Annotated in this window: 17 protein-coding genes; 12 read left to right on the forward strand and 5 right to left on the reverse strand. The window is 59.0% G+C overall.

Features of this window, described 5'->3' with window-relative positions:
• Position 1: 1 nt before the first annotated feature.
• The 3 genes from oadA to citS all read right to left on the reverse strand — a co-directional run bounded on the left by oadA (position 2) and on the right by citS (position 3536).
• The gene (gene oadA, locus ACOI7D_RS15740; RefSeq protein ID WP_109546665.1) at positions 2 to 1768 is read right to left on the reverse strand and encodes a sodium-extruding oxaloacetate decarboxylase subunit alpha; all 1767 of its coding nucleotides are present in this window, start codon (positions 1766 to 1768) and stop codon (positions 2 to 4) included.
• Positions 1769 to 1783: 15 nt separating this feature from the next.
• Complete coding sequence (locus ACOI7D_RS15745) at positions 1784 to 2035, reverse strand: oxaloacetate decarboxylase subunit gamma (protein ID WP_109546664.1); 252 nt, start codon at positions 2033 to 2035, stop codon at positions 1784 to 1786.
• Between the two features lie 160 nt (positions 2036 to 2195).
• Positions 2196 to 3536, reverse strand: a complete 1341-nt coding sequence (gene citS / locus ACOI7D_RS15750) for a citrate/sodium symporter CitS (protein ID WP_109546663.1) — start codon at positions 3534 to 3536, stop codon at positions 2196 to 2198.
• A gap of 256 nt (positions 3537 to 3792) precedes the next feature.
• Between citS and citC the strand changes: the two genes are divergently transcribed.
• From citC to folA, 12 genes are all read left to right on the forward strand, one after another.
• Positions 3793 to 4821, forward strand: coding sequence for a [citrate (pro-3S)-lyase] ligase (citC, locus tag ACOI7D_RS15755; protein ID WP_044520982.1), 1029 nt, complete (start codon positions 3793 to 3795; stop codon positions 4819 to 4821).
• Between the two features lie 30 nt (positions 4822 to 4851).
• Entirely contained in the window at positions 4852 to 5145 is a 294-nt protein-coding gene (citD, locus tag ACOI7D_RS15760; RefSeq protein ID WP_023291940.1) for a citrate lyase acyl carrier protein, read from the forward strand.
• Positions 5142 to 6011, forward strand: coding sequence for a citrate (pro-3S)-lyase subunit beta (gene citE, locus ACOI7D_RS15765; protein ID WP_023291941.1), 870 nt, complete (start codon positions 5142 to 5144; stop codon positions 6009 to 6011). Before citD ends, citE begins: the two co-directional genes overlap by 4 nt.
• Before the next feature lie 10 nt (positions 6012 to 6021).
• Positions 6022 to 7548: a citrate lyase subunit alpha gene (citF, locus tag ACOI7D_RS15770; protein ID WP_032429096.1), complete on the forward strand. Its 1527-nt coding sequence runs from the start codon at positions 6022 to 6024 to the stop codon at positions 7546 to 7548.
• An 18-nt stretch (positions 7549 to 7566) separates the two neighbouring features.
• A complete protein-coding gene (citG, locus tag ACOI7D_RS15775) occupies positions 7567 to 8475 on the forward strand; it encodes a triphosphoribosyl-dephospho-CoA synthase CitG (protein ID WP_109546662.1) in 909 nt (302 codons plus the stop codon).
• 226 nt (positions 8476 to 8701) lie between these two features.
• Positions 8702 to 9523, forward strand: coding sequence for a 4-hydroxy-tetrahydrodipicolinate reductase (gene dapB / locus ACOI7D_RS15780; RefSeq protein ID WP_109546661.1), 822 nt, complete (start codon positions 8702 to 8704; stop codon positions 9521 to 9523).
• Between the two features lie 457 nt (positions 9524 to 9980).
• The gene (gene carA, locus ACOI7D_RS15785) at positions 9981 to 11129 is read left to right on the forward strand and encodes a glutamine-hydrolyzing carbamoyl-phosphate synthase small subunit (protein WP_023291945.1); all 1149 of its coding nucleotides are present in this window, start codon (positions 9981 to 9983) and stop codon (positions 11127 to 11129) included.
• A 17-nt stretch (positions 11130 to 11146) separates the two neighbouring features.
• Positions 11147 to 14371, forward strand: coding sequence for a carbamoyl-phosphate synthase large subunit (carB, locus tag ACOI7D_RS15790; protein WP_004204267.1), 3225 nt, complete (start codon positions 11147 to 11149; stop codon positions 14369 to 14371).
• 168 nt (positions 14372 to 14539) lie between these two features.
• Positions 14540 to 14773: a YgdI/YgdR family lipoprotein gene (locus ACOI7D_RS15795; protein ID WP_002888059.1), complete on the forward strand. Its 234-nt coding sequence runs from the start codon at positions 14540 to 14542 to the stop codon at positions 14771 to 14773.
• A gap of 131 nt (positions 14774 to 14904) precedes the next feature.
• Positions 14905 to 15438 carry a glutathione-regulated potassium-efflux system oxidoreductase KefF gene (gene kefF, locus ACOI7D_RS15800; RefSeq protein ID WP_004204269.1) on the forward strand — a complete coding sequence of 178 codons (534 nt, stop codon included), beginning with the start codon at positions 14905 to 14907 and terminating at the stop codon, positions 15436 to 15438.
• Complete coding sequence (kefC, locus tag ACOI7D_RS15805; RefSeq protein ID WP_023291948.1) at positions 15431 to 17296, forward strand: glutathione-regulated potassium-efflux system protein KefC; 1866 nt, start codon at positions 15431 to 15433, stop codon at positions 17294 to 17296. Before kefF ends, kefC begins: the two co-directional genes overlap by 8 nt.
• Positions 17297 to 17469: 173 nt before the next feature.
• Positions 17470 to 17949, forward strand: coding sequence for a type 3 dihydrofolate reductase (folA, locus tag ACOI7D_RS15810; protein WP_004204271.1), 480 nt, complete (start codon positions 17470 to 17472; stop codon positions 17947 to 17949).
• Between the two features lie 596 nt (positions 17950 to 18545).
• On the opposite strand, the gene apaH is transcribed toward folA, so the two are convergent.
• Both apaH and apaG read right to left on the reverse strand, forming a co-directional pair.
• The gene (apaH, locus tag ACOI7D_RS15815; protein WP_060591119.1) at positions 18546 to 19394 is read right to left on the reverse strand and encodes a bis(5'-nucleosyl)-tetraphosphatase (symmetrical) ApaH; all 849 of its coding nucleotides are present in this window, start codon (positions 19392 to 19394) and stop codon (positions 18546 to 18548) included.
• Between the two features lie 4 nt (positions 19395 to 19398).
• On the reverse strand, positions 19399 to 19776 hold the full coding sequence (gene apaG, locus ACOI7D_RS15820) for a Co2+/Mg2+ efflux protein ApaG (protein WP_004204274.1): 378 nt from the start codon (positions 19774 to 19776) through the stop codon (positions 19399 to 19401).
• Between the last annotated feature and the right edge of the window lies 1 nt (position 19777).

The raw sequence follows: 19777 nt of genomic DNA on the forward strand, positions 1-19777 counted from the left end.
GTTACGCCAGCTGCAGCAGGGTGTCGCCGACCGCCACCGCGTCGCCGGCTTTCACCGCGATACCGCGCACGGTCCCGGCATGAGCGGCGCGGATTTCGGTCTCCATCTTCATGGCTTCCAGAATCAGCAGCACCTCGCCTTCGGCCACCGTCTGGCCTTCCGCGGCAATGACCTTCCAGATAGTGCCCGCCAGCGGCGCGGTGACCGGGGTGCCGGCGCCGGCCGGGGCGGCGGCCGGAACCGGTGCGGAAGACGGGGTGGCCGCCGTCAGCTGGCTGACGTCGCCGCCGTCGCTGACCTTCACCACAAAGGCTTTGCCTTCCACTTCCACGGTGTAGACGCCGGAGGCGGCGGCTTTCGCCGGCGCGGCAGGCCTGGCGTCTTCCACCTGCGGCACCGGTTCAAAGGCCGCCGGGTTATGGCGGTTTTCGAGGAACTTCAGGCCGGGCTGGGGGAACAGGGCCACGGTGAGCACATCGTCGATGGCGTTCTCCGCCAGCTGAATATTCTTCTCCCGCGCCTGGCGCTTCACATCGGCTTCCAGCTGCGCCAGCTCCGGCTTCAGCAGGTCCGCCGGGCGGCAGGTGATGGCTTCAGCGCCGTCCAGTACGCGGGCCTGCAGGGCGGCGTTCACCGGCGCCGGGGTGCGGCCGTATTCACCTTTCAGAATACCGGCGGTCTCCTTCGCGATGGTTTTATAGCGCTCGCCGGTCAGCACGTTGAGCACCGCCTGGGTGCCGACAATCTGCGAGGTCGGGGTGACCAGCGGGATGAAGCCGAGGTCCTCGCGCACGCGGGGGATTTCCGCCAGCACTTCATCCAGACGGTGGGCGGCATTTTGCTGCTTCAGCTGGCTTTCGAGGTTGGTGAGCATCCCGCCCGGCACCTGGGCGACGAGGATACGGCTGTCGGTGCCTTTCAGCTGGCCCTCGAAGGCGTGGTACTTCTTACGCACCTCGCGGAAATACGCCGCGATGCTCTCCAGCTTGTGGATATCCAGCCCGGTGTCATATTTCGTGCCGGCGAGGGTGGCCACCAGCGCTTCGGTGGCCGGGTGGCCGTAGGTGGCGCTCATCGAGGAGATGGCGGTATCGACGCCGTCGACGCCGGCTTCAATGGCCTTCAGCAGGGCCATCTCCGCCATGCCGGTGGTGGCGTGGCAGTGCAGGTGCAGGGTGACGGCAAAGCGTTTTTTGATTTCGCTGACCAGCTCAAAGGCGGCGCCAGGGGTGAGAATGCCGGACATGTCTTTAATCGCGATGGAGTCGACGCCGGTCTCCAGCAGCTGTTCGGTGAGGTCGAGCCAGGTCTGCAGGGTGTGGGCCGGGCTGGTGGTGTAGCTCAGGGTGCCCTGGGCGTGGGCGCCGTGGCTGCGGACCGCCTGCAGGGCGGCCTGCATGTTGCGCGGGTCGTTCATGGCGTCGAAGACGCGGAAGACGTCCATGCCGTTTTTGACGGCTCGCTCCACGAAGCGTTCGACCACGTCGTCGGCGTAGTGACGGTAGCCGAGCAGGTTCTGGCCGCGGAGCAGCATCTGCAGCGGGGTTTTCGGCATCGCCTTTTTCAGCTCGCGCAGGCGGACCCACGGGTCCTCGCCGAGGAAGCGGATGCAGGCGTCGAAGGTGGCCCCGCCCCAGCACTCCAGCGAGCGGTAGCCGACGTCGTCAAGCTGAGCGGCGACGGGGAGCATATCGTCGAGACGCAGACGGGTGGCGAACAGGGACTGGTGGGCGTCGCGCAGGACGACATCGGTAATGGCAACGGTCATGAATTCCTCCGTGAATTAAGGGTGAAGACGGCGGTGGTGGTGAATGGCGGCGACAATCGCCGGCGTTAAGCGGGCGAAGTCGTCGGCGGGCGCAACGGCGGGCAGTGGCGTCGCTTTTGGCGCCGCAGCCGGTTCGGGGAAGAAGCGGCTGACGGCGGCGGACATCCCCTGGATGGCGAAAATCAGCAGAAACAGAAACGCCAGCACGAACCCCATGCCGAGGCACATCAGGGTGAAGCCTTCACCCAGCAGTACAGCTTCAGTCATTGAAAGACCCTAAAGTAAGGGCACGACGGCGTGTTTGAAGGTTAACCAAACGATACTTCCGGCTAAGGAGTAGGGGGGATTTCCCGAAGCCGCCCCCGGCTCTGGCCCCTGACTGGCATCGCTGTGGTTGACGCTCAAACATCGCCATCGTGCGTGTTGGTTACATCATCATGCCGAACACAATGCTGGCGATGACCAGCACAATACCGCCGCCCAGACGGGAGGAGATTTGCGCATAAGAGATAAGATTCATACGGTTACAGGCAGAGAGCACTTCCAGGTCGCCTGAGCCGCCGCGGTTAGCCATGCACAGGCCTGCGGTGATGGCGGATTCGATCGGGAAGAAGCCAATCATCCAGCCGCCGATGGCCGCCCCGATGACAGCACCCACGACGATTACCGCAGCGATGATGACGTTCGCGAAGGTAATCGCGTCGATAATTTCCTGCAGGTCGGTGTAGCACACGCCGACGCCGACCATCAGTACCCACAGCAGCTGCTTAGAGAAGAAATCAGACAGGCGTTTGGCCCCGGCTTTGATCTCCGGCGAGCAGAGGCCGGAAGCGTTCAGCGCCGCGACGATCAGCACCATCCAGGCGAAATAGTGGATTGAGACACCGCCAATGCTTGGCAAAATTTTCTTGGCAATGACGTAGGCCAGCAGGAAACAGGTGGTGGCGAGCACCAGGCCGACTGCCGTTTCGCGATGGGTAATCTGGCCTGCTTTTTCATCATCATCAACTTTAAAGGAGGCTTTACGTACCAGTTCGCCTTCCCCGCTCAGCCAGGTGTGTTTTTTACCGATAATATCGAGCAGCGCGGCAAAAACGATGGCGAAGATATTGGCGATGGTCAGAATGGCAATCGCGGTGGAGTAGTACTCTTCACGGGAGCGGCCGGTGACGGAGTGATAAATTTCAGACAGCGGAACCGCGCCTGCGCCGTTGCCGCCGCCCATAATCGGCAGGACGTACAGCATCATGATGCGGTCTACGGAAATACCGAAGCACAGGCCGATGATAATCCCGAAGATAGATGCGCCGAGGATCCCCATAAGGATCGTCGGAATATAACCCAGCAGCGATTTCAACAGTAGTTTACGGTTAACCGAGAGAATGGCGCCAGTTATCAAAACTGCGATGAATAAGTTCAGGAAGTTGCTTTTATCCATCACATTAGTGATTGCATCAATTTCTTTTTGAGTAAAAATGCCTGCGTAAACGAAATAAGCGGCGGCGAGGAAGATCATCACCGGCGCGCCACCAATATATTTATTAAATATCGGCAGCCGTTTGCCAATCTCGCCAAAGATGGCGCCGATAATAAACATAATGGCAAAGCCGCCAACCAGGTCGGTGGGTAACGCATTAAAGAAGTGGGAAAGTAATAGCGTAATTAACGCAAACGCATAAAGGGGTAACGGCATGCCGAAGATTTTAAATCCCAGCAGGTCGCTTACGCCCTTTTTCTCCGTCGCCGGAGCCTGGCTCATGTTAGTCATAAACGTTATCCTGTTTATCAATGAAGTAATAAGACCGGCGCATAGTAATAAATAGATTCAGTGTTAAGGTGTGATAACCTTCACTGAATACTCGTGTTTTTAATTAATTTAATTATTTTTATTATGCTGAATGAATTAACAACATAAAAACCATAAAGCCAATTAAGCGACGGGAAAAATTGTGATTTAAATACAAGAATCGATAGCCGAACGCTGGCGAAATACAGGTCGTTTTGGAATAACGAAGCGCTAAAAAATGACTCTGATATTAAAACGCGTTCTGCTACGGAAGGATAAATCGCGGCGAGAGGCGATTGACCTCTTTCTCCGTCAGCATCAGCTCTCATTAGAGGCTGATTGCGAAATGGCCATTGTCGCCGAGTATCAGCAGCGGCTGGTCGGCTGCGGCGCCATCGCCGGCAACGTCCTGAAGTGCATCGCTATCGACCCCTCGCTGCAGGGGGAGGGGCTGAGCCTTAAGCTACTGACAGAATTACTCACCCTGGCCTACGAGCTGGGGCGCAGTGAACTGTTTTTATTCACTAAGCCCTGTAACGCCGCACTCTTTGCCGGCGCCGGATTCTGGCCAATCGCGCAGGCCGGCGATCTCGCCGTGTTACTGGAAAATAGCCGCGAACGGCTGACCCGCTACTGCCGCCAGCTGGCGATGTACCGTCAGCCGGGACGCAAAATAGGCGCTATCGTGATGAACGCCAACCCGTTCACGCTCGGCCACCGCTGGCTGGTGGAGCAGGCGGCCCGTCAGTGCGACTGGCTACACCTGTTTGTGGTGAAAGAGGATGCCTCCCGTTTCACGTATCAGGATCGCTACACGCTAATCGAAAAAGGGATTGCCGGCATCGACAAGGTAACGCTGCATCCCGGTTCGGCATACCTCATCTCGCGGGCCACCTTCCCCGGCTACTTCCTCAAAGAACAGGGGGTGGTGGATGACTGCCACAACCAGATCGATCTCCAGCTGTTCCGCGAACATTTAGCCCCGGCGCTGAAGATAACCCATCGTTTTGTCGGCACTGAGCCGCTGTGTTCGCTGACCCGCCATTACAACCAGCGTATGAAAGCGTTGCTGGCAGCGCCAGGCGACGCGCCGCCTGTTGAAGTGGTTGAGCTGGCGCGGATCGAAAAAAACGGCGGGCCGATATCGGCTTCCAGGGTGCGCGAACTGTACCGGCAGCGCAACTGGCAGGCGGTGGCGGCGCTGGTGCCGCCGGGAACCCTCTCTTTTCTGATGCAACTGGCGGAAAGCGAACATCAAACCGCCTGATTTTTACGCCATAACAAAGGATTTGCCTCTATGGAAATGAAGATTGACGCCCTGGCCGGCACGCTGGAGTCCAGCGATGTGATGGTCAGGATTGGGCCGGCGACGCAGCCGGGCATTCAACTGGAGATCGACAGCATTGTGAAGCAGCAGTTTGGCGATGCGATTGAGCAGGTGGTCAGAGAAACCCTGACGCAGCTCGGCGTTAGCCAGGCCAACGTGGTGGTGGATGATAAAGGGGCGCTGGAGTGCGTTCTGCGCGCCCGGGTTCAGGCTGCGGCCCTGCGCGCGGCGCAACAGTCTCAATTGCAATGGAGCCAGCTATGAAACCACGTCGCAGTATGCTGTTTATCCCCGGCGCCAATGCCGCCATGTTAAGTACTTCATTCGTTTACGGCGCCGATGCGGTGATGTTCGACCTTGAAGATGCCGTTTCGCTGCGCGAGAAAGATACCGCTCGCCTGCTGGTGTATCAGGCGCTGCAGCATCCGCTGTATCAGGATATCGAAACCGTGGTGCGCATTAACCCGCTAAATACGCCGTTTGGTCTGGCCGACCTGGAAGCGGTGGTACGGGCGGGTGTGGACATGGTACGTCTGCCGAAAACCGACAGCAAAGAAGATATTCATGAACTGGAAGCCCACGTTGAGCGGATTGAACGCGAGTGCGGCCGGGAAGTGGGTAGCACCAGGCTTATGGCGGCCATCGAGTCGGCGCTGGGGGTGGTAAACGCGGTCGAGATCGCCCGCGCCAGCCCGCGTCTGTCGGCCATCGCGCTGGCGGCCTTCGACTACGTTATGGATATGGGCACCTCCCGCGGCGACGGCACTGAGCTGTTCTATGCCCGCTGCGCCGTGCTGCATGCTGCGCGGGTCGCCGGCATCGCCGCCTATGACGTCGTGTGGTCGGATATTAATAATGAAGAGGGCTTCCTCGCGGAAGCGAATCTGGCGAAGAACCTCGGCTTCAACGGGAAATCACTGGTCAACCCGCGCCAGATTGAACTGCTGCACCAGGTCTATGCCCCGACGCGAAAAGAGGTCGACCATGCGCTGGAGGTGATTGCCGCGGCGGAAGAGGCAGAGTCGCGCGGTCTGGGCGTGGTGTCGCTGAACGGCAAGATGATCGATGGACCGATTATCGACCACGCGCGCAAAGTGGTGGCGCTTTCAGCTTCCGGTATTCGTGATTAAGGGGAATAAGATGAAAGAGACAGTAGCAATGCTTAATCAGCAGTATGTGATGCCGGAAGGATTGACCCCTTACAGCGGCGTGACGGCGAAAAGCCCATGGCTGGCCAGTGAGACGGAAAAGCGGCGGCGTAAAATCTGCGACTCGCTGGAAACGGCAATCCGTCGTTCCGGCCTGCGAAACGGCATGACCATCTCGTTCCACCACGCGTTTCGCGGCGGTGACAAAGTGGTCAATATGGTGGTGGCGAAGCTGGCGGAGATGGGCTTTCGCGATCTGACCCTGGCGTCCAGTTCGCTTATCGACGCTCACTGGCCGCTGATCGAGCATATTAAAAACGGCGTGATCCGCCAGATCTACACCTCCGGCCTGCGCGGGAAGCTCGGCGAGGAGATCTCCGCCGGGCTGATGGAAAATCCGGTGCAGATCCACTCTCACGGTGGTCGCGTACAGCTGATCCAAAGCGGTGAGTTGTCCATTGACGTGGCGTTCCTCGGCGTTCCCTGCTGCGATGAGTTTGGCAATGCCAACGGCTTTAGCGGTAAGTCGCGCTGCGGCTCGCTGGGCTACGCGCGCGTTGATGCGGAACATGCCAAATGCGTCGTGCTGTTGACCGAAGAGTGGGTGGACTACCCTAACTACCCGGCCAGTATCGCCCAGGATCAGGTGGATCTGATCGTTCAGGTGGACGAAGTAGGCGATCCGGAAAAAATCACCGCTGGCGCCATTCGTCTGACCAGCAACCCGCGCGAGCTGCTGATCGCCCGCCAGGCGGCGAAGGTGGTTGAACACTCCGGTTACTTTAAAGAGGGGTTCTCGCTGCAGACCGGTACCGGCGGCGCCTCGCTGGCGGTGAGCCGCTTCCTGGAAGACAAAATGCGCCGCAACGGTATCACCGCCAGCTTCGGCCTTGGCGGCATCACCGGGACGATGGTCGATCTGCATGAGAAAGGGCTGATTAAAACGCTGCTCGACACCCAGTCGTTCGATGGCGATGCGGCGCGCTCGCTGGCGCAGAACCCGAACCACGTCGAAATCTCTACCAATCAGTATGCCAGCCCGGGTTCCAAAGGGGCCTCCTGCGAGCGCTTAAACGTGGTAATGCTCAGCGCGCTGGAAATTGACACCGACTTTAACGTCAACGTGATGACCGGCTCCAATGGCGTGCTGCGCGGCGCGTCAGGCGGCCATAGCGATACCGCCGCCGGCGCGGATTTGACCATCATTACCGCGCCGTTAGTTCGCGGCCGCATTCCCTGCGTCGTGGAAAAGGTGCTGACCCGCGTGACGCCGGGAGCCAGCGTGGATGTGCTGGTCACCGACCATGGCATTGCGGTAAACCCGGCGCGCCAGGACCTGATCGACAATTTACGCAACGCTGGTATTGCGCTGATGACCATAGAGGAACTGCAGCAGCGCGCGGAGTTGCTGACGGGCAAACCGAAAGCGATCGAATTTACCGATCGGGTGGTGGCGGTAGTCCGCTATCGCGACGGTTCGGTTATCGATGTGATCCATCAGGTGAAAAACAGCGACTAAGCGCAGAGGGGAAAGGCCATGAGCGACGTGTTAATTCAACCTCCGCGTGTGCTACGCGGAAAACCACTGAGCGCCGAAGAGGTGGTCAGCGCGGTAGAGCGCGCGCTGTTGACCGAAGTTCGCCTGACCCCTAAGCCCGGGCTGGTGGATATTCGTAACGCTGGCGCGCACCGGGATATGGATCTGGCCTCGTTTGAGGCCAGTACCGCGGTGGTGGCGCCGTGGATGGAGAAGTTTTTTATCATGGGCCACGATACCGCGGCGGTCGCGCCGGAGCAGGTGTTGATGATGCTGCGTCCGGTGGGAATGGCCTGCGAGAACGATATGCTGGAGGTCACCGGCGGGGTGAATACCCATCGTGGGGCGATCTTCGCTTTTGGCCTGCTCAGCGCGGCAGCGGGCAGGCTGGTCTCGAAAGGCGAGCCGATAGAGCAGCACCGGCTTTGCGACCAGGTGGCGCGCTTCTGTCGCGGCATGGTTATGCAGGAATTGTCCTCCGCCAGTGGGGAACGGCTGAGCAAAAGCGAGATGCATTTTCTGCGTTACGGCTTCTCCGGCGCTCGCGGCGAGGCGGAGAGCGGATTCCTGACTGTGCGCACCCAGGCATTACCGGTCTTTAACCGCATGATGGAGGAGACCGGCGACAGCAATCTGGCGCTACTGCAAACCCTGCTGCATTTGATGGCATGGAATGATGACACCAACCTGGTGTCACGCGGCGGGCTGGCTGGATTGAACTATGTCCAGCAGGAGGCGCAGCGGCTGCTGTGGCAGGGCGGCGTGCTGGCTGACGGTGGGCTGGAGGCGTTGCGCCAGTTTGATGACGATCTGATTGCCCGCCATCTTAGCCCCGGCGGTAGCGCCGATCTGCTGGCGGTGACCTGGTTTTTATCCGCGTTTCCCGCCGGCGCGCTTTTCCCGCTGTAACCCTCTGCAACATCGTCCTCGCCCGCACCGTGCGGGCGGGGCATCATCATTCGCATCCTGGTTCTCACTGCGTAAACGAGGAATTGCGGCACAATCATATAGTTTTTACTGATATCGTCCGCCGTTTGTCATAAATTTCTAATTATCGGCGTTTTTGAGTAGCGGCCCGCTGACGGGCTGGTTACTCTGAAAACAATTTACGTAATGTTAACAAAAGAGAATAGCTATGCATGATGCACAAATCCGCGTGGCCATCGCCGGCGCGGGCGGCCGGATGGGACGCCAGTTAATTCAGGCTGCGCTGCAGATGGATGGAGTGGCGCTGGGCGCGGCGCTGGAGCGTGAAGGATCCAGCCTGGTGGGCAGCGACGCCGGCGAGCTGGCGGGCGCCGGCAAAGCGGGCGTCACGGTGCAGAGCAGCCTGACGGCGGTAAAAGATGATTTCGACGTGTTGATCGATTTTACCCGCCCGGAAGGCACGCTGAACCATCTGGCGTTTTGCCGCGACCACGGCAAAGGGATGGTCATCGGCACTACCGGTTTTGACGACGCTGGCAAGCAGGCGATTAGCGATGCCGCGCAGGAGATTGCCATTGTCTTTGCCGCTAACTTTAGCGTCGGCGTCAATGTTCTGTTAAAGCTGCTGGAGAAGGCGGCGAAGGTGATGGGCGACTACACCGACATCGAAATTATCGAAGCGCACCATCGGCATAAAGTGGATGCGCCTTCAGGCACCGCGCTGGCGATGGGCGAAGCGATCGCCGGGGCATTGAACAAAGATCTCAAGGACTGCGCAGTCTACAGTCGTGAAGGCTACACTGGCGAACGCGTCCCGGGCACCATTGGCTTCGCGACCGTCCGCGCGGGGGATATCGTCGGTGAACATACAGCGATGTTTGCTGATATTGGCGAACGTATTGAGATCACCCATAAAGCCTCCAGTCGGATGACATTTGCTAATGGCGCGGTTCGCTCTGCATTGTGGCTGAAAGGCAAGAAAAATGGCCTCTTTGATATGCGCGACGTGCTGGAACTGAATAGTTTATAACGATTATTACCCATCGTGATGTGGTTATTGCTATCAATAAGTTATTGATGCAAGGGGCAATATTTTGTTGCCCTTTTTTATTTTTAGCTGTTTTTGTTTGTTTTTCATCTGAGAAGGCTATAAGTTTGTATGTGGTTCGGTTTTTTAGTGAACGAAATGTAAATTTTGACCATTTGGTCCACTTTTTTGCCGTTCAGCGCCAGGTTTTACACTCTTCGTCGTCCGCAAGCGTTTTCTCAGCCAGGTTTGTTGATCTTTTTGGCGTAAAAATCACGTGTTATGCGCCAGTGGCGTAAAATGACATTAAAAATCTCCGCTTTAAGTTGACTTTTATCCGACATCTCTCCAGAATGCCGCCGTTTGCCAAAAATCTGCGGGCAACAGATTTGCATTGATTCAGATCGTGTTTATGAATTAATATGCAAATAAAGTGAGTGGATATTCTCTGGAGGATGTTTTGATTAAGTCAGCGCTATTGGTTCTGGAAGACGGAACCCAGTTTCACGGTCGGGCCATCGGGGCAACCGGCACGGCGGTTGGGGAAGTCGTTTTCAATACTTCAATGACCGGTTATCAAGAAATCCTCACTGATCCTTCCTATTCCCGCCAAATCGTCACTCTTACTTATCCTCATATTGGTAATGTCGGCACCAACGCCGCCGATGAAGAATCTTCTCAGGTACATGCTCAGGGTCTGGTTATTCGCGACCTGCCGCTGATTGCCAGCAACTTCCGCAGTACCGAAGACCTCTCTTCCTATCTGAAGCGCCATAACATCGTGGCGATTGCCGATATCGATACCCGCAAGCTGACGCGTCTGCTGCGTGAGAAAGGGGCGCAGAACGGCTGCATCATCGCGGGCGACAGTCCGGATGCCCAGCTGGCGCTGGAAAAAGCGAAAGCGTTCCCTGGCCTGAACGGCATGGACCTGGCGAAGGAAGTGACCACCGCAGAAACCTACAGCTGGACGCAAGGCAGCTGGACCCTGGCGGGCGACCTGCCGGAAGCGAAAGCGGAAAGCGAGCTGCCGTTCCACGTCGTCGCGTATGACTTCGGCGCGAAACGCAACATCCTGCGCATGCTGGTTGATCGCGGCTGCCGCCTGACGGTGGTGCCGGCGAAAACTTCGGCGGCGGATGTGCTGGCGCTCAATCCGGACGGCATTTTCCTCTCCAACGGTCCTGGCGACCCGGCGCCGTGTGATTACGCTATCGACGCGATTGAAAAATTCCTGGAGACCGATATTCCGGTGTTCGGCATCTGCCTCGGCCATCAGCTGCTGGCGCTGGCGAGCGGCGCCAAGACCATTAAGATGAAGTTCGGCCACCACGGCGGCAACCACCCGGTGAAAGATATTGATAATAACGTGGTGATGATCACCGCCCAGAACCACGGTTTCGCCGTGGATGAGGCGACGCTGCCGGCCAACCTGCGCGTGACCCACAAGTCGCTGTTCGACGGCACCCTGCAGGGGATCCATCGCACCGACAAGCCGGCGTTCAGCTTCCAGGGCCACCCTGAAGCGAGCCCGGGGCCGCACGATGCCGCGCCGCTGTTCGACCACTTTATCGAGTTAATTGAGCAATACCGTCAGTCCGCGAAATAATCAGGAGTAAAAGAGCCATGCCAAAACGTACAGACATAAAAAGTATCCTGATTCTGGGCGCGGGCCCGATTGTTATCGGTCAGGCGTGCGAGTTTGACTACTCCGGCGCCCAGGCCTGTAAAGCCCTGCGCGAAGAGGGCTACCGCGTTATCCTGGTGAACTCTAACCCGGCGACCATCATGACCGACCCGGAAATGGCCGATGCCACCTACATCGAGCCGATTCACTGGGAAGTGGTGCGCAAAATCATCGAAAAAGAACGCCCGGACGCGGTGCTGCCGACCATGGGCGGCCAGACGGCGCTGAACTGCGCGCTGGAGCTGGAGCGTCAGGGGGTGCTGGCTGAATTCGGCGTGACCATGATTGGCGCCACCGCCGATGCGATTGACAAGGCCGAAGACCGTCGCCGTTTCGATATCGCGATGAAAAAAATCGGTCTCGACACCGCGCGTTCCGGTATCGCCCACACGATGGAAGAGGCGCTGGCGGTAGCGGCTGACGTCGGCTATCCGTGCATCATCCGTCCGTCGTTCACCATGGGCGGCACCGGCGGCGGCATCGCCTATAACCGCGAAGAGTTCGAAGAGATTTGTACCCGCGGCCTGGATCTCTCTCCCACCAACGAGCTGCTGATTGATGAATCGCTGATCGGCTGGAAAGAGTATGAGATGGAAGTGGTGCGCGATAAGAACGACAACTGCATCATCGTCTGCTCTATCGAAAACTTCGACGCCATGGGGATCCATACCGGTGACTCCATCACCGTTGCGCCGGCGCAGACCCTGACCGACAAAGAGTACCAAATCATGCGTAACGCCTCGATGGCGGTGCTGCGTGAAATCGGCGTCGAAACCGGCGGCTCTAACGTTCAGTTCGCGGTCAACCCGAAAAACGGTCGCCTGATCGTTATCGAAATGAACCCGCGCGTTTCCCGCTCCTCGGCGCTGGCCTCGAAAGCCACCGGCTTCCCGATTGCTAAAGTGGCCGCCAAGCTGGCGGTAGGTTACACCCTCGACGAGCTGATGAACGACATCACCGGCGGCCGTACCCCGGCTTCCTTCGAGCCGTCCATCGACTACGTGGTCACGAAAATCCCACGCTTTAACTTCGAAAAATTCGCCGGCGCCAACGACCGTCTGACCACCCAGATGAAGTCCGTCGGCGAAGTGATGGCGATTGGCCGTACCCAGCAGGAGTCCTTGCAGAAAGCGCTGCGCGGTCTGGAAGTGGGCGCCACTGGCTTCGACCCGAAAGTGAGCCTCGACGATCCGGAAGCGCTGACTAAAATCCGCCGCGAACTGAAAGACGCCGGCGCTGAGCGTATCTGGTACATCGCCGACGCGTTCCGCGCGGGCCTCTCGGTTGACGGCGTCTTCAACCTGACCAACATCGACCGCTGGTTCCTGGTGCAGATTGAAGAGCTGGTCCGTCTGGAAGAGAAAGTGGCAGAAGTGGGCATCAACGGCCTCGACGCTGACTTCCTGCGCACCCTGAAGCGTAAAGGCTTTGCCGATGCGCGTCTGGCGAAGCTGGCGGGCGTGCGGGAAGCGGAAATCCGCAAACTGCGCGACCAGTATGATCTGCACCCGGTCTACAAGCGCGTGGACACCTGCGCCGCGGAATTCGCCACCGATACCGCCTATATGTACTCCACTTATGAAGAAGAGTGCGAGTCCAACCCGTCCGTTGACCGCGATAAAATCATGGTCCTCGGCGGCGGCCCGAACCGTATCGGTCAGGGTATCGAATTCGACTACTGCTGCGTACACGCCTCGCTGGCGCTGCGCGAAGACGGTTACGAGACCATCATGGTCAACTGTAACCCGGAAACCGTCTCTACTGACTACGACACTTCCGACCGTCTGTACTTCGAGCCGGTCACCCTGGAAGACGTGCTGGAAATCGTGCGCATCGAGAAGCCAAAAGGCGTTATCGTGCAGTACGGCGGCCAGACGCCGCTGAAGCTGGCGCGCGCCCTGGAAGCCGCAGGCGTACCGGTTATCGGTACCAGCCCGGACGCTATCGACCGTGCGGAAGACCGTGAGCGCTTCCAGCACGCGGTTGATCGTCTGAAGCTGAAGCAGCCGGCGAACGCCACCGTCACCGCCATTGAACAGGCGGTAGAGAAAGCGAAAGAGATTGGCTACCCGCTGGTGGTGCGTCCGTCTTACGTGCTGGGCGGTCGGGCGATGGAGATCGTCTATGACGAGCAGGATCTGCGCCGCTACTTCCAGACTGCGGTCAGCGTCTCCAACGACGCGCCGGTGCTGCTGGACCGCTTCCTCGACGACGCGATTGAAGTGGATGTCGATGCTATCTGCGATGGCGAAATGGTGCTGATTGGCGGCATCATGGAGCATATCGAGCAGGCAGGCGTTCACTCCGGCGACTCCGCCTGTTCCCTGCCAGCCTACACCCTGAGCAAAGAGATTCAGGATGTGATGCGCGAGCAGGTGCAGAAGCTGGCCTTCGAGCTGCAGGTTCGCGGTCTGATGAACGTCCAGTTCGCGGTGAAAGATAACGAAGTCTATCTGATTGAAGTCAACCCGCGTGCGGCGCGTACCGTGCCGTTCGTCTCCAAAGCCACCGGCGTACCGCTGGCGAAAGTGGCGGCGCGCGTGATGGCCGGTAAGACGCTGGCGCAGCAGGGCGTGACCAAAGAGATCATCCCGCCGTACTACTCGGTGAAAGAGGTGGTTCTGCCGTTCAACAAATTCCCGGGCGTTGACCCGCTGTTAGGGCCAGAAATGCGCTCCACCGGGGAAGTGATGGGCGTCGGCCGCACCTTTGCCGAAGCGTTCGCCAAGGCGCAGCTGGGCAGCAACTCGACCATGAAGAAACAGGGGCGCGCGCTGCTCTCCGTCCGCGAAGGCGACAAAGAGCGCGTGGTCGACCTGGCGGCGAAGCTGCTGAAGTTTGGTTTCGAGCTGGATGCAACCCACGGCACGGCGATTGTGCTGGGCGAAGCGGGCATCAACCCGCGTCTGGTGAACAAGGTGCATGAAGGTCGTCCGCACATTCAGGACCGTATCAAGAATGGCGAATATACCTACATCATCAACACCACCGCAGGTCGTCAGGCGATTGAAGACTCCAAGCTGATTCGCCGCAGCGCCCTGCAGTACAAAGTGCACTATGACACCACCCTGAACGGCGGCTTTGCCACCGCGATGGCGCTGAACGCTGACGCCACCGACAAGGTGATTTCGGTTCAGGAAATGCACGCGCAAATCACCAAATAAGCGCTCCGGCCTGGCCGGATAGCAACAAACCTGGGCTGACGATATCGTCAGCCCATTTTTTTTGCTGCGGCCATCTTCAGAGAGTTCTGCTTTTAACCCCCTGTCGGGTCAGGCTAACTATAGTTAGCACCATAACGATACCTATTGATGAAAAGACAGGAGGATACAATGCGGAACAATATTCTGGTGGCATCCGCGCTGGCAGCGACGGCAATCATGTTCGTGGCCGGTTGCTCATCGAATCAGTCGATCAAAACCACCGACGGCAAGACCATTGTCACCAGCGGTAAACCGCAGGTGGATGATGATACCGGTCTGGTCTCTTACAAAAATGCCGAAACCGGACGCGTGGAGCAGATTAACCGCGATCAGGTGAAATCCATGGATGAGCTGGATAATTAAGGCCTGACGTTTTCCATTCAGGCGCGCGTTACGTACACCACCGCGACATAAATCACAGTTATCATTGTAAGCGGTTCGCTTAACTGTCTACACTCTTGCTGATTACGACAAGAGCTAACGCAGGCCAATCAATGATTCTGATAATTTATGCGCATCCTTATCCGCAGCATTCTCATGCGAATAAGCGAATGCTTGAACAAGCAGGGACGCTTGAAGGCGTAGAGATACGCTCCCTTTATCAACTCTATCCCGACTTTAATATCGATGTCGCCGCCGAGCAGGCGGCGCTCGCCCGTGCCGATCTGGTTATCTGGCAGCACCCGATGCAGTGGTATAGCGTGCCGCCGCTGCTGAAGCTGTGGATGGACAAAGTGCTGTCGCACGGCTGGGCCTATGGCCATAACGGTATTGCGCTGCGTGGTAAATCGCTGATGTGGGCGGTGACCACCGGCGGCGGTGAAAGCCACTTTGATATCGGTTCGTTTCCCGGTTTTCCGGTGCTGGCGCAGCCGCTGCAGGCCACCGCGCTTTACTGCGGGATGAAATGGCTGCCGCCGTTCGCCATGCACTGCACCTTTATCTGCGATGACGAAACGCTGCAGGCGCAGGCTCGCCACTATCGTCAACGCTTAATCGACTGGCAGGAGGCACATCAGAATGGATAGCCATACGCTGATACAGGCGCTGATTTACCTGGGCGCCGCGGCGCTGATTGTGCCCATCGCCGTCCGCCTTGGGCTTGGGTCGGTGCTGGGCTATCTCATCGCCGGCTGTATTATCGGGCCGTGGGGGCTGCGGCTGGTGACCGACGCCGAGGCGATTCTGCACTTTGCCGAGATTGGCGTGGTGCTGATGCTGTTCGTCATTGGTCTGGAGCTGGATCCGCAGCGTCTGTGGAAGCTGCGCGCTTCGGTGTTTGGCGGCGGCGCGCTGCAGATGGTGGCCTGTGGAGTATTGATCGGCCTCTTTTGCATGCTGCTGGGCCTGCGCTGGCAGGTGGCCGAGCTGATCGGTATGACCCTGGCGCTCTCCTCAACCGCTATCGCCATGCAGGCGATGAATGAGCGCAATTTGACGATGTCGCAGATGGGGCGCAGCGCCTTCGCGGTGCTGCTGTTCCAGGATATCGCGGCGATCCCGCTGGTGGCGATGATCCCGCTGCTGGCGGCCAGCGGCGGCGCCACTTCGCTGATGGCTTTTGCCCTCTCCGCGCTGAAGGTGGCCGCGGCGCTGGCGCTGGTGGTGGTTCTGGGGCGCTATCTGACCCGTCCGCTGCTGCGCTTTGTCGCCCGTTCCGGTCTGCGCGAAGTGTTCAGCGCCGTGGCCCTGTTCCTGGTCTTCGGCTTTGGGCTGTTGCTGGAAGAGGTGGGGCTGTCGATGGCGATGGGGGCGTTTCTCGCCGGGGTGCTGCTGGCCAGCTCCGAGTATCGCCATGCGCTGGAGAGCGATATTGAGCCGTTTAAGGGCCTGCTGCTGGGGCTGTTCTTTATCGGCGTCGGGATGTCGATTGATTTCGGCACCCTGGTTACCCACCCGCTGCGTATTGTGATTTTGCTGGTGGGTTTCCTGGCGATAAAAATGCTGATGCTGTGGCTTATCGCCAGACCGCTTGGCGTGCCTCGCGCCCAGCGCCGCTGGTTTGCGGTGCTGCTGGGGCAGGGGAGTGAGTTCGCGTTTGTGGTATTTGGCGCCGCGCGGATGGCGGAGGTGCTGGACGGCGAATGGGCAAAGGCGCTGACCCTGGCGGTGGCGCTGTCGATGGCGGCAACCCCCATCCTGCTGGTGCTGCTGACCCGTCTGGAGAAATCCTCCAGCGGCCAGGCGCGGGATGCGGACGAGATTGATGAAGAGCAGCCGCGGGTGATTGTCGCCGGCTTTGGCCGCTTCGGGCAGATCGCCGGGCGACTGCTGCTCTCCAGCGGGGTGAAGATGGTGATCCTCGATCACGACCCGGACCATGTCGATACCCTGCGCAAATTTGATATGAAGGTCTTCTACGGCGATGCCACCCGGGTCGATCTGCTGGAGTCGGCTGGCGCCGAAAAGGCGGAGGTGTTGATCAATGCCATTGACGATCCGCACGTCAGCCTGGAGCTGGTGGCGAGGGTAAAAGAGCATTTTCCGCATCTGCAGATTATCTCCCGCGCCCGCGATGTCGATCACTATATCCAACTGCGTCAGGCTGGCGTCGAAGCCCCGGAGCGTGAAACCTTCGAGGCGGCGCTGAAATCCGGCCGGATGACGCTGGAGGCGCTGGGGCTCGGCGCGTATGAAGCGCGCGAGCGGGCCGATCTGTTCCGTCGCTTCAACCTGCAGATGGTCGAAGAGATGGTGGCGATGGCGGAAAACGACGCGGCGTCGCGGGTGGCGGTCTTCAAGCGGACCAGCGATATGCTGACCGGCATCATCAACGAAGATCGTCATCATCTGTCGCTGGTGCAGCGTCACGGCTGGCAGGGGACGGAAGAGGGCAGGCACACCGGGGATATCGCCGATGAGCCGGAAAATAAGCCCTCCGCCTGACGTTAATCAGTAACATTTTGTTTTCGTTTGGATCCTGTTCTGGCGGCCCACGGCACGAACGTGGGCTTGCCAGCAAATCAGAAAATTTTCTTATTCTTTACCCTCCGGCCAGTCGACGAAGTTGTACGCTTTCCGTATAGTGGCGACAATTTTTTGTACTCAGGAATGAATGAATGATCAGTCTGATTGCGGCGTTAGCGGTAGATCGCGTCATTGGTATGGAAAACGCCATGCCATGGAACCTGCCTGCCGATCTCGCCTGGTTCAAACGCAACACATTAAATAAGCCGGTAGTGATGGGGCGTCTGACCTGGGAATCCATTGGGCGCCCGTTGCCGGGGCGTAAAAATATCGTGATCAGCAGCAAGCCAGGCAGCGACGATCGCGTGCAGTGGGTCTCCTCCGTTGACGAAGCGATTGCCGCCTGCGGCGATGTGGAAGAGATCATGGTGATCGGCGGCGGTCGGGTTTATGAGCAGTTCCTGCCGAAGGCGCAGAAGCTCTATCTGACCCATATCGATGCGGAAGTGGAAGGCGATACCCATTTCCCGGATTACGATCCGGACCAGTGGGAATCGGTGTTCAGCGAGTTTCATGACGCCGACGCGCAGAACTCCCACAGCTACTGCTTTGAGATCCTCGAACGCCGTTAAGCGGGAAGGATAGCAATGAAAAAACCCCGGTCGCGTCTGGCGTGACCGGGGTTTTCTTTGGCGTGAATTCAGCGCGGATGCCGCTGCCACTATTTTTCTACGCCAGGTTTCCCGTCGCGGGGTGCGTTTTTCCGGCGCGCTGCCCGGGGTGACAAATGGCACGTAAACGTAGGTCGGGTAAGGCGTTAGCCGCCACCCGACACAAACGAGGCTCCGCGCCCGCAGTTCTTGCCCGGCGGCGCTGCGCTTGCGCGGGCCTGGGCCAGGTTTCCTGTCGCGGGTGCGTCTTTCCGGCGCGCTGCCCGGGGTGACAAATGGCACGTAAACGTAGGTCGGGTAAGGCGTTAGCCGCCACCCGACACAAACGTGGCTCCGCGCCCGCAGTTCTTGCCCGGCGGCGCTGCGCTTGCGCGGGCCTGCGCCAGGTTTCCCGTCGCGGGGAGCGTTTTTCCGGAGCGCTGCCCGGGGTGACAAATGGCACGTACGTAGGTCGGGTAAGGCGTTAGCCGCCACCCGACACAAACGAGGCTCCGCGCCGGCAGTTCTTGCCCGGCGGCGCTGCGCTTGCGCGGGCCTGGGGAACGGCGCCTGTTTCTTCAGGACGCGACGGCTTCGCCTTCGTCGAGGCTTTTCTGCCGGTTCGACGGCTGGGTAAAGTACTGCTTATCCTCCCAGCGCAGGCAGGTGAGTTCCCCCCCCCAGCAGCAGCCGGTATCCAGCGCGTAAATGCCCTCCGGCGTACCGCGTCCCTCCAGCGACGCCCAGTGGCCAAAGGCAATGCTGTAGGCACTGCTGACCGGTCCCGGAATGGCAAACCACGGCTTCAGCGGCGCCGGGGCGTCCTCGGGCGCTTCTTTCGAGTACATATCCAGCTGGCCGTTCGGGAAGCAGTAGCGCATGCGGGTGAAGGCGTTAGAGATAAAGCGCAGGCGCGCCAGGCCGCTCAGCTCGTTGCTCCAGTGATTCGGCATGTCGCCGTACATGGCATCGAGGAAGAAAGGGTAGGAGTCGCTGGAGAGCACCGCTTCTACATCGCGCGCGCACTGCTGGGCAGTCTCCAGATCCCACTGCGGGGTGATGCCGGCGTGGGCCATCACCAGCTTTTTCTCTTCGTCCACCTGGAGCAGCGGCTGACGACGCAGCCAGTTGAGGAGCTCATCGGCATCCGGCGCTTCCAGCAGTGATTTCAGACGATCCTTCGGCTTGTTGCGGCTGATGCCGGCGAAGACCGCCAGCAGGTGTAAATCATGATTGCCCAGCACCAGTCGCACGCTGTTGCCCAGAGATTTGACATAGCGCAGAACCTCCAGCGACCCCGGGCCACGGGCCACCAGATCGCCGGTCAGCCACAGCGTATCGATCGCCGGGTCGAATTCAACCTGCGCTAATAATGCGATCAGTTCATCGTAGCAACCGTGAACGTCGCCAATAAGGTATGTTGACATTGTTTTAATGAATGAGCGTTGGAACTGCGAGACGGAAAACAGGGATCTCGATACGGAACGGCGCGCCGTCGATATCGATCATCTCATAATGACCCTGCATGGTTCCCAGCGGCGTTTCAATGACCGCGCCGCTGGTATATTGATATTCACCGCCGGCGGGAATATGCGGTTGCTCGCCGACCACCCCTTCACCCTGAACTTCAGTCTCACGACCGTGGCCGTTAGTGATGAGCCAGTAGCGGCCAAGCAGCTGAACCTGACTCCGCCCCAGATTGCGAATGGTGACGGTATAAGCGAAGACGTAGCGCTCTTCTTCCGGAGAAGACTGCGATTCGATATAGACGCTTTGCACCTGAACGCAAACACGAGGCGAATTGATCATG

The sequence above is a fragment of the Klebsiella sp. C360 genome (genome assembly GCF_048822415.1).
Lineage (GTDB): Bacteria > Pseudomonadota > Gammaproteobacteria > Enterobacterales > Enterobacteriaceae > Klebsiella > Klebsiella quasipneumoniae.

Excerpts from the sequence above, each read along its gene's own strand:
- citE (WP_023291941.1), top strand. The coding sequence starts at position 5,142 with ATGAAACCACGTCGCAGTATGCTGTTTATCCCCGGCGCCAATGCCGCC.
- citS (WP_109546663.1), bottom strand. The coding sequence starts at position 3,536 with ATGACTAACATGAGCCAGGCTCCGGCGACGGAGAAAAAGGGCGTAAGC.
- apaG (WP_004204274.1), bottom strand. The coding sequence starts at position 19,776 with ATGATCAATTCGCCTCGTGTTTGCGTTCAGGTGCAAAGCGTCTATATC.
- ACOI7D_RS15745 (WP_109546664.1), bottom strand. The coding sequence starts at position 2,035 with ATGACTGAAGCTGTACTGCTGGGTGAAGGCTTCACCCTGATGTGCCTC.
- oadA (WP_109546665.1), bottom strand. The coding sequence starts at position 1,768 with ATGACCGTTGCCATTACCGATGTCGTCCTGCGCGACGCCCACCAGTCC.
- carB (WP_004204267.1), top strand. The coding sequence starts at position 11,147 with ATGCCAAAACGTACAGACATAAAAAGTATCCTGATTCTGGGCGCGGGC.
- citC (WP_044520982.1), top strand. The coding sequence starts at position 3,793 with ATGACTCTGATATTAAAACGCGTTCTGCTACGGAAGGATAAATCGCGG.
- citG (WP_109546662.1), top strand. The coding sequence starts at position 7,567 with ATGAGCGACGTGTTAATTCAACCTCCGCGTGTGCTACGCGGAAAACCA.
- kefF (WP_004204269.1), top strand. The coding sequence starts at position 14,905 with ATGATTCTGATAATTTATGCGCATCCTTATCCGCAGCATTCTCATGCG.
- citD (WP_023291940.1), top strand. The coding sequence starts at position 4,852 with ATGGAAATGAAGATTGACGCCCTGGCCGGCACGCTGGAGTCCAGCGAT.
- kefC (WP_023291948.1), top strand. The coding sequence starts at position 15,431 with ATGGATAGCCATACGCTGATACAGGCGCTGATTTACCTGGGCGCCGCG.
- apaH (WP_060591119.1), bottom strand. The coding sequence starts at position 19,394 with ATGTCAACATACCTTATTGGCGACGTTCACGGTTGCTACGATGAACTG.
- ACOI7D_RS15795 (WP_002888059.1), top strand. The coding sequence starts at position 14,540 with ATGCGGAACAATATTCTGGTGGCATCCGCGCTGGCAGCGACGGCAATC.
- citF (WP_032429096.1), top strand. The coding sequence starts at position 6,022 with ATGAAAGAGACAGTAGCAATGCTTAATCAGCAGTATGTGATGCCGGAA.
- folA (WP_004204271.1), top strand. The coding sequence starts at position 17,470 with ATGATCAGTCTGATTGCGGCGTTAGCGGTAGATCGCGTCATTGGTATG.
- dapB (WP_109546661.1), top strand. The coding sequence starts at position 8,702 with ATGCATGATGCACAAATCCGCGTGGCCATCGCCGGCGCGGGCGGCCGG.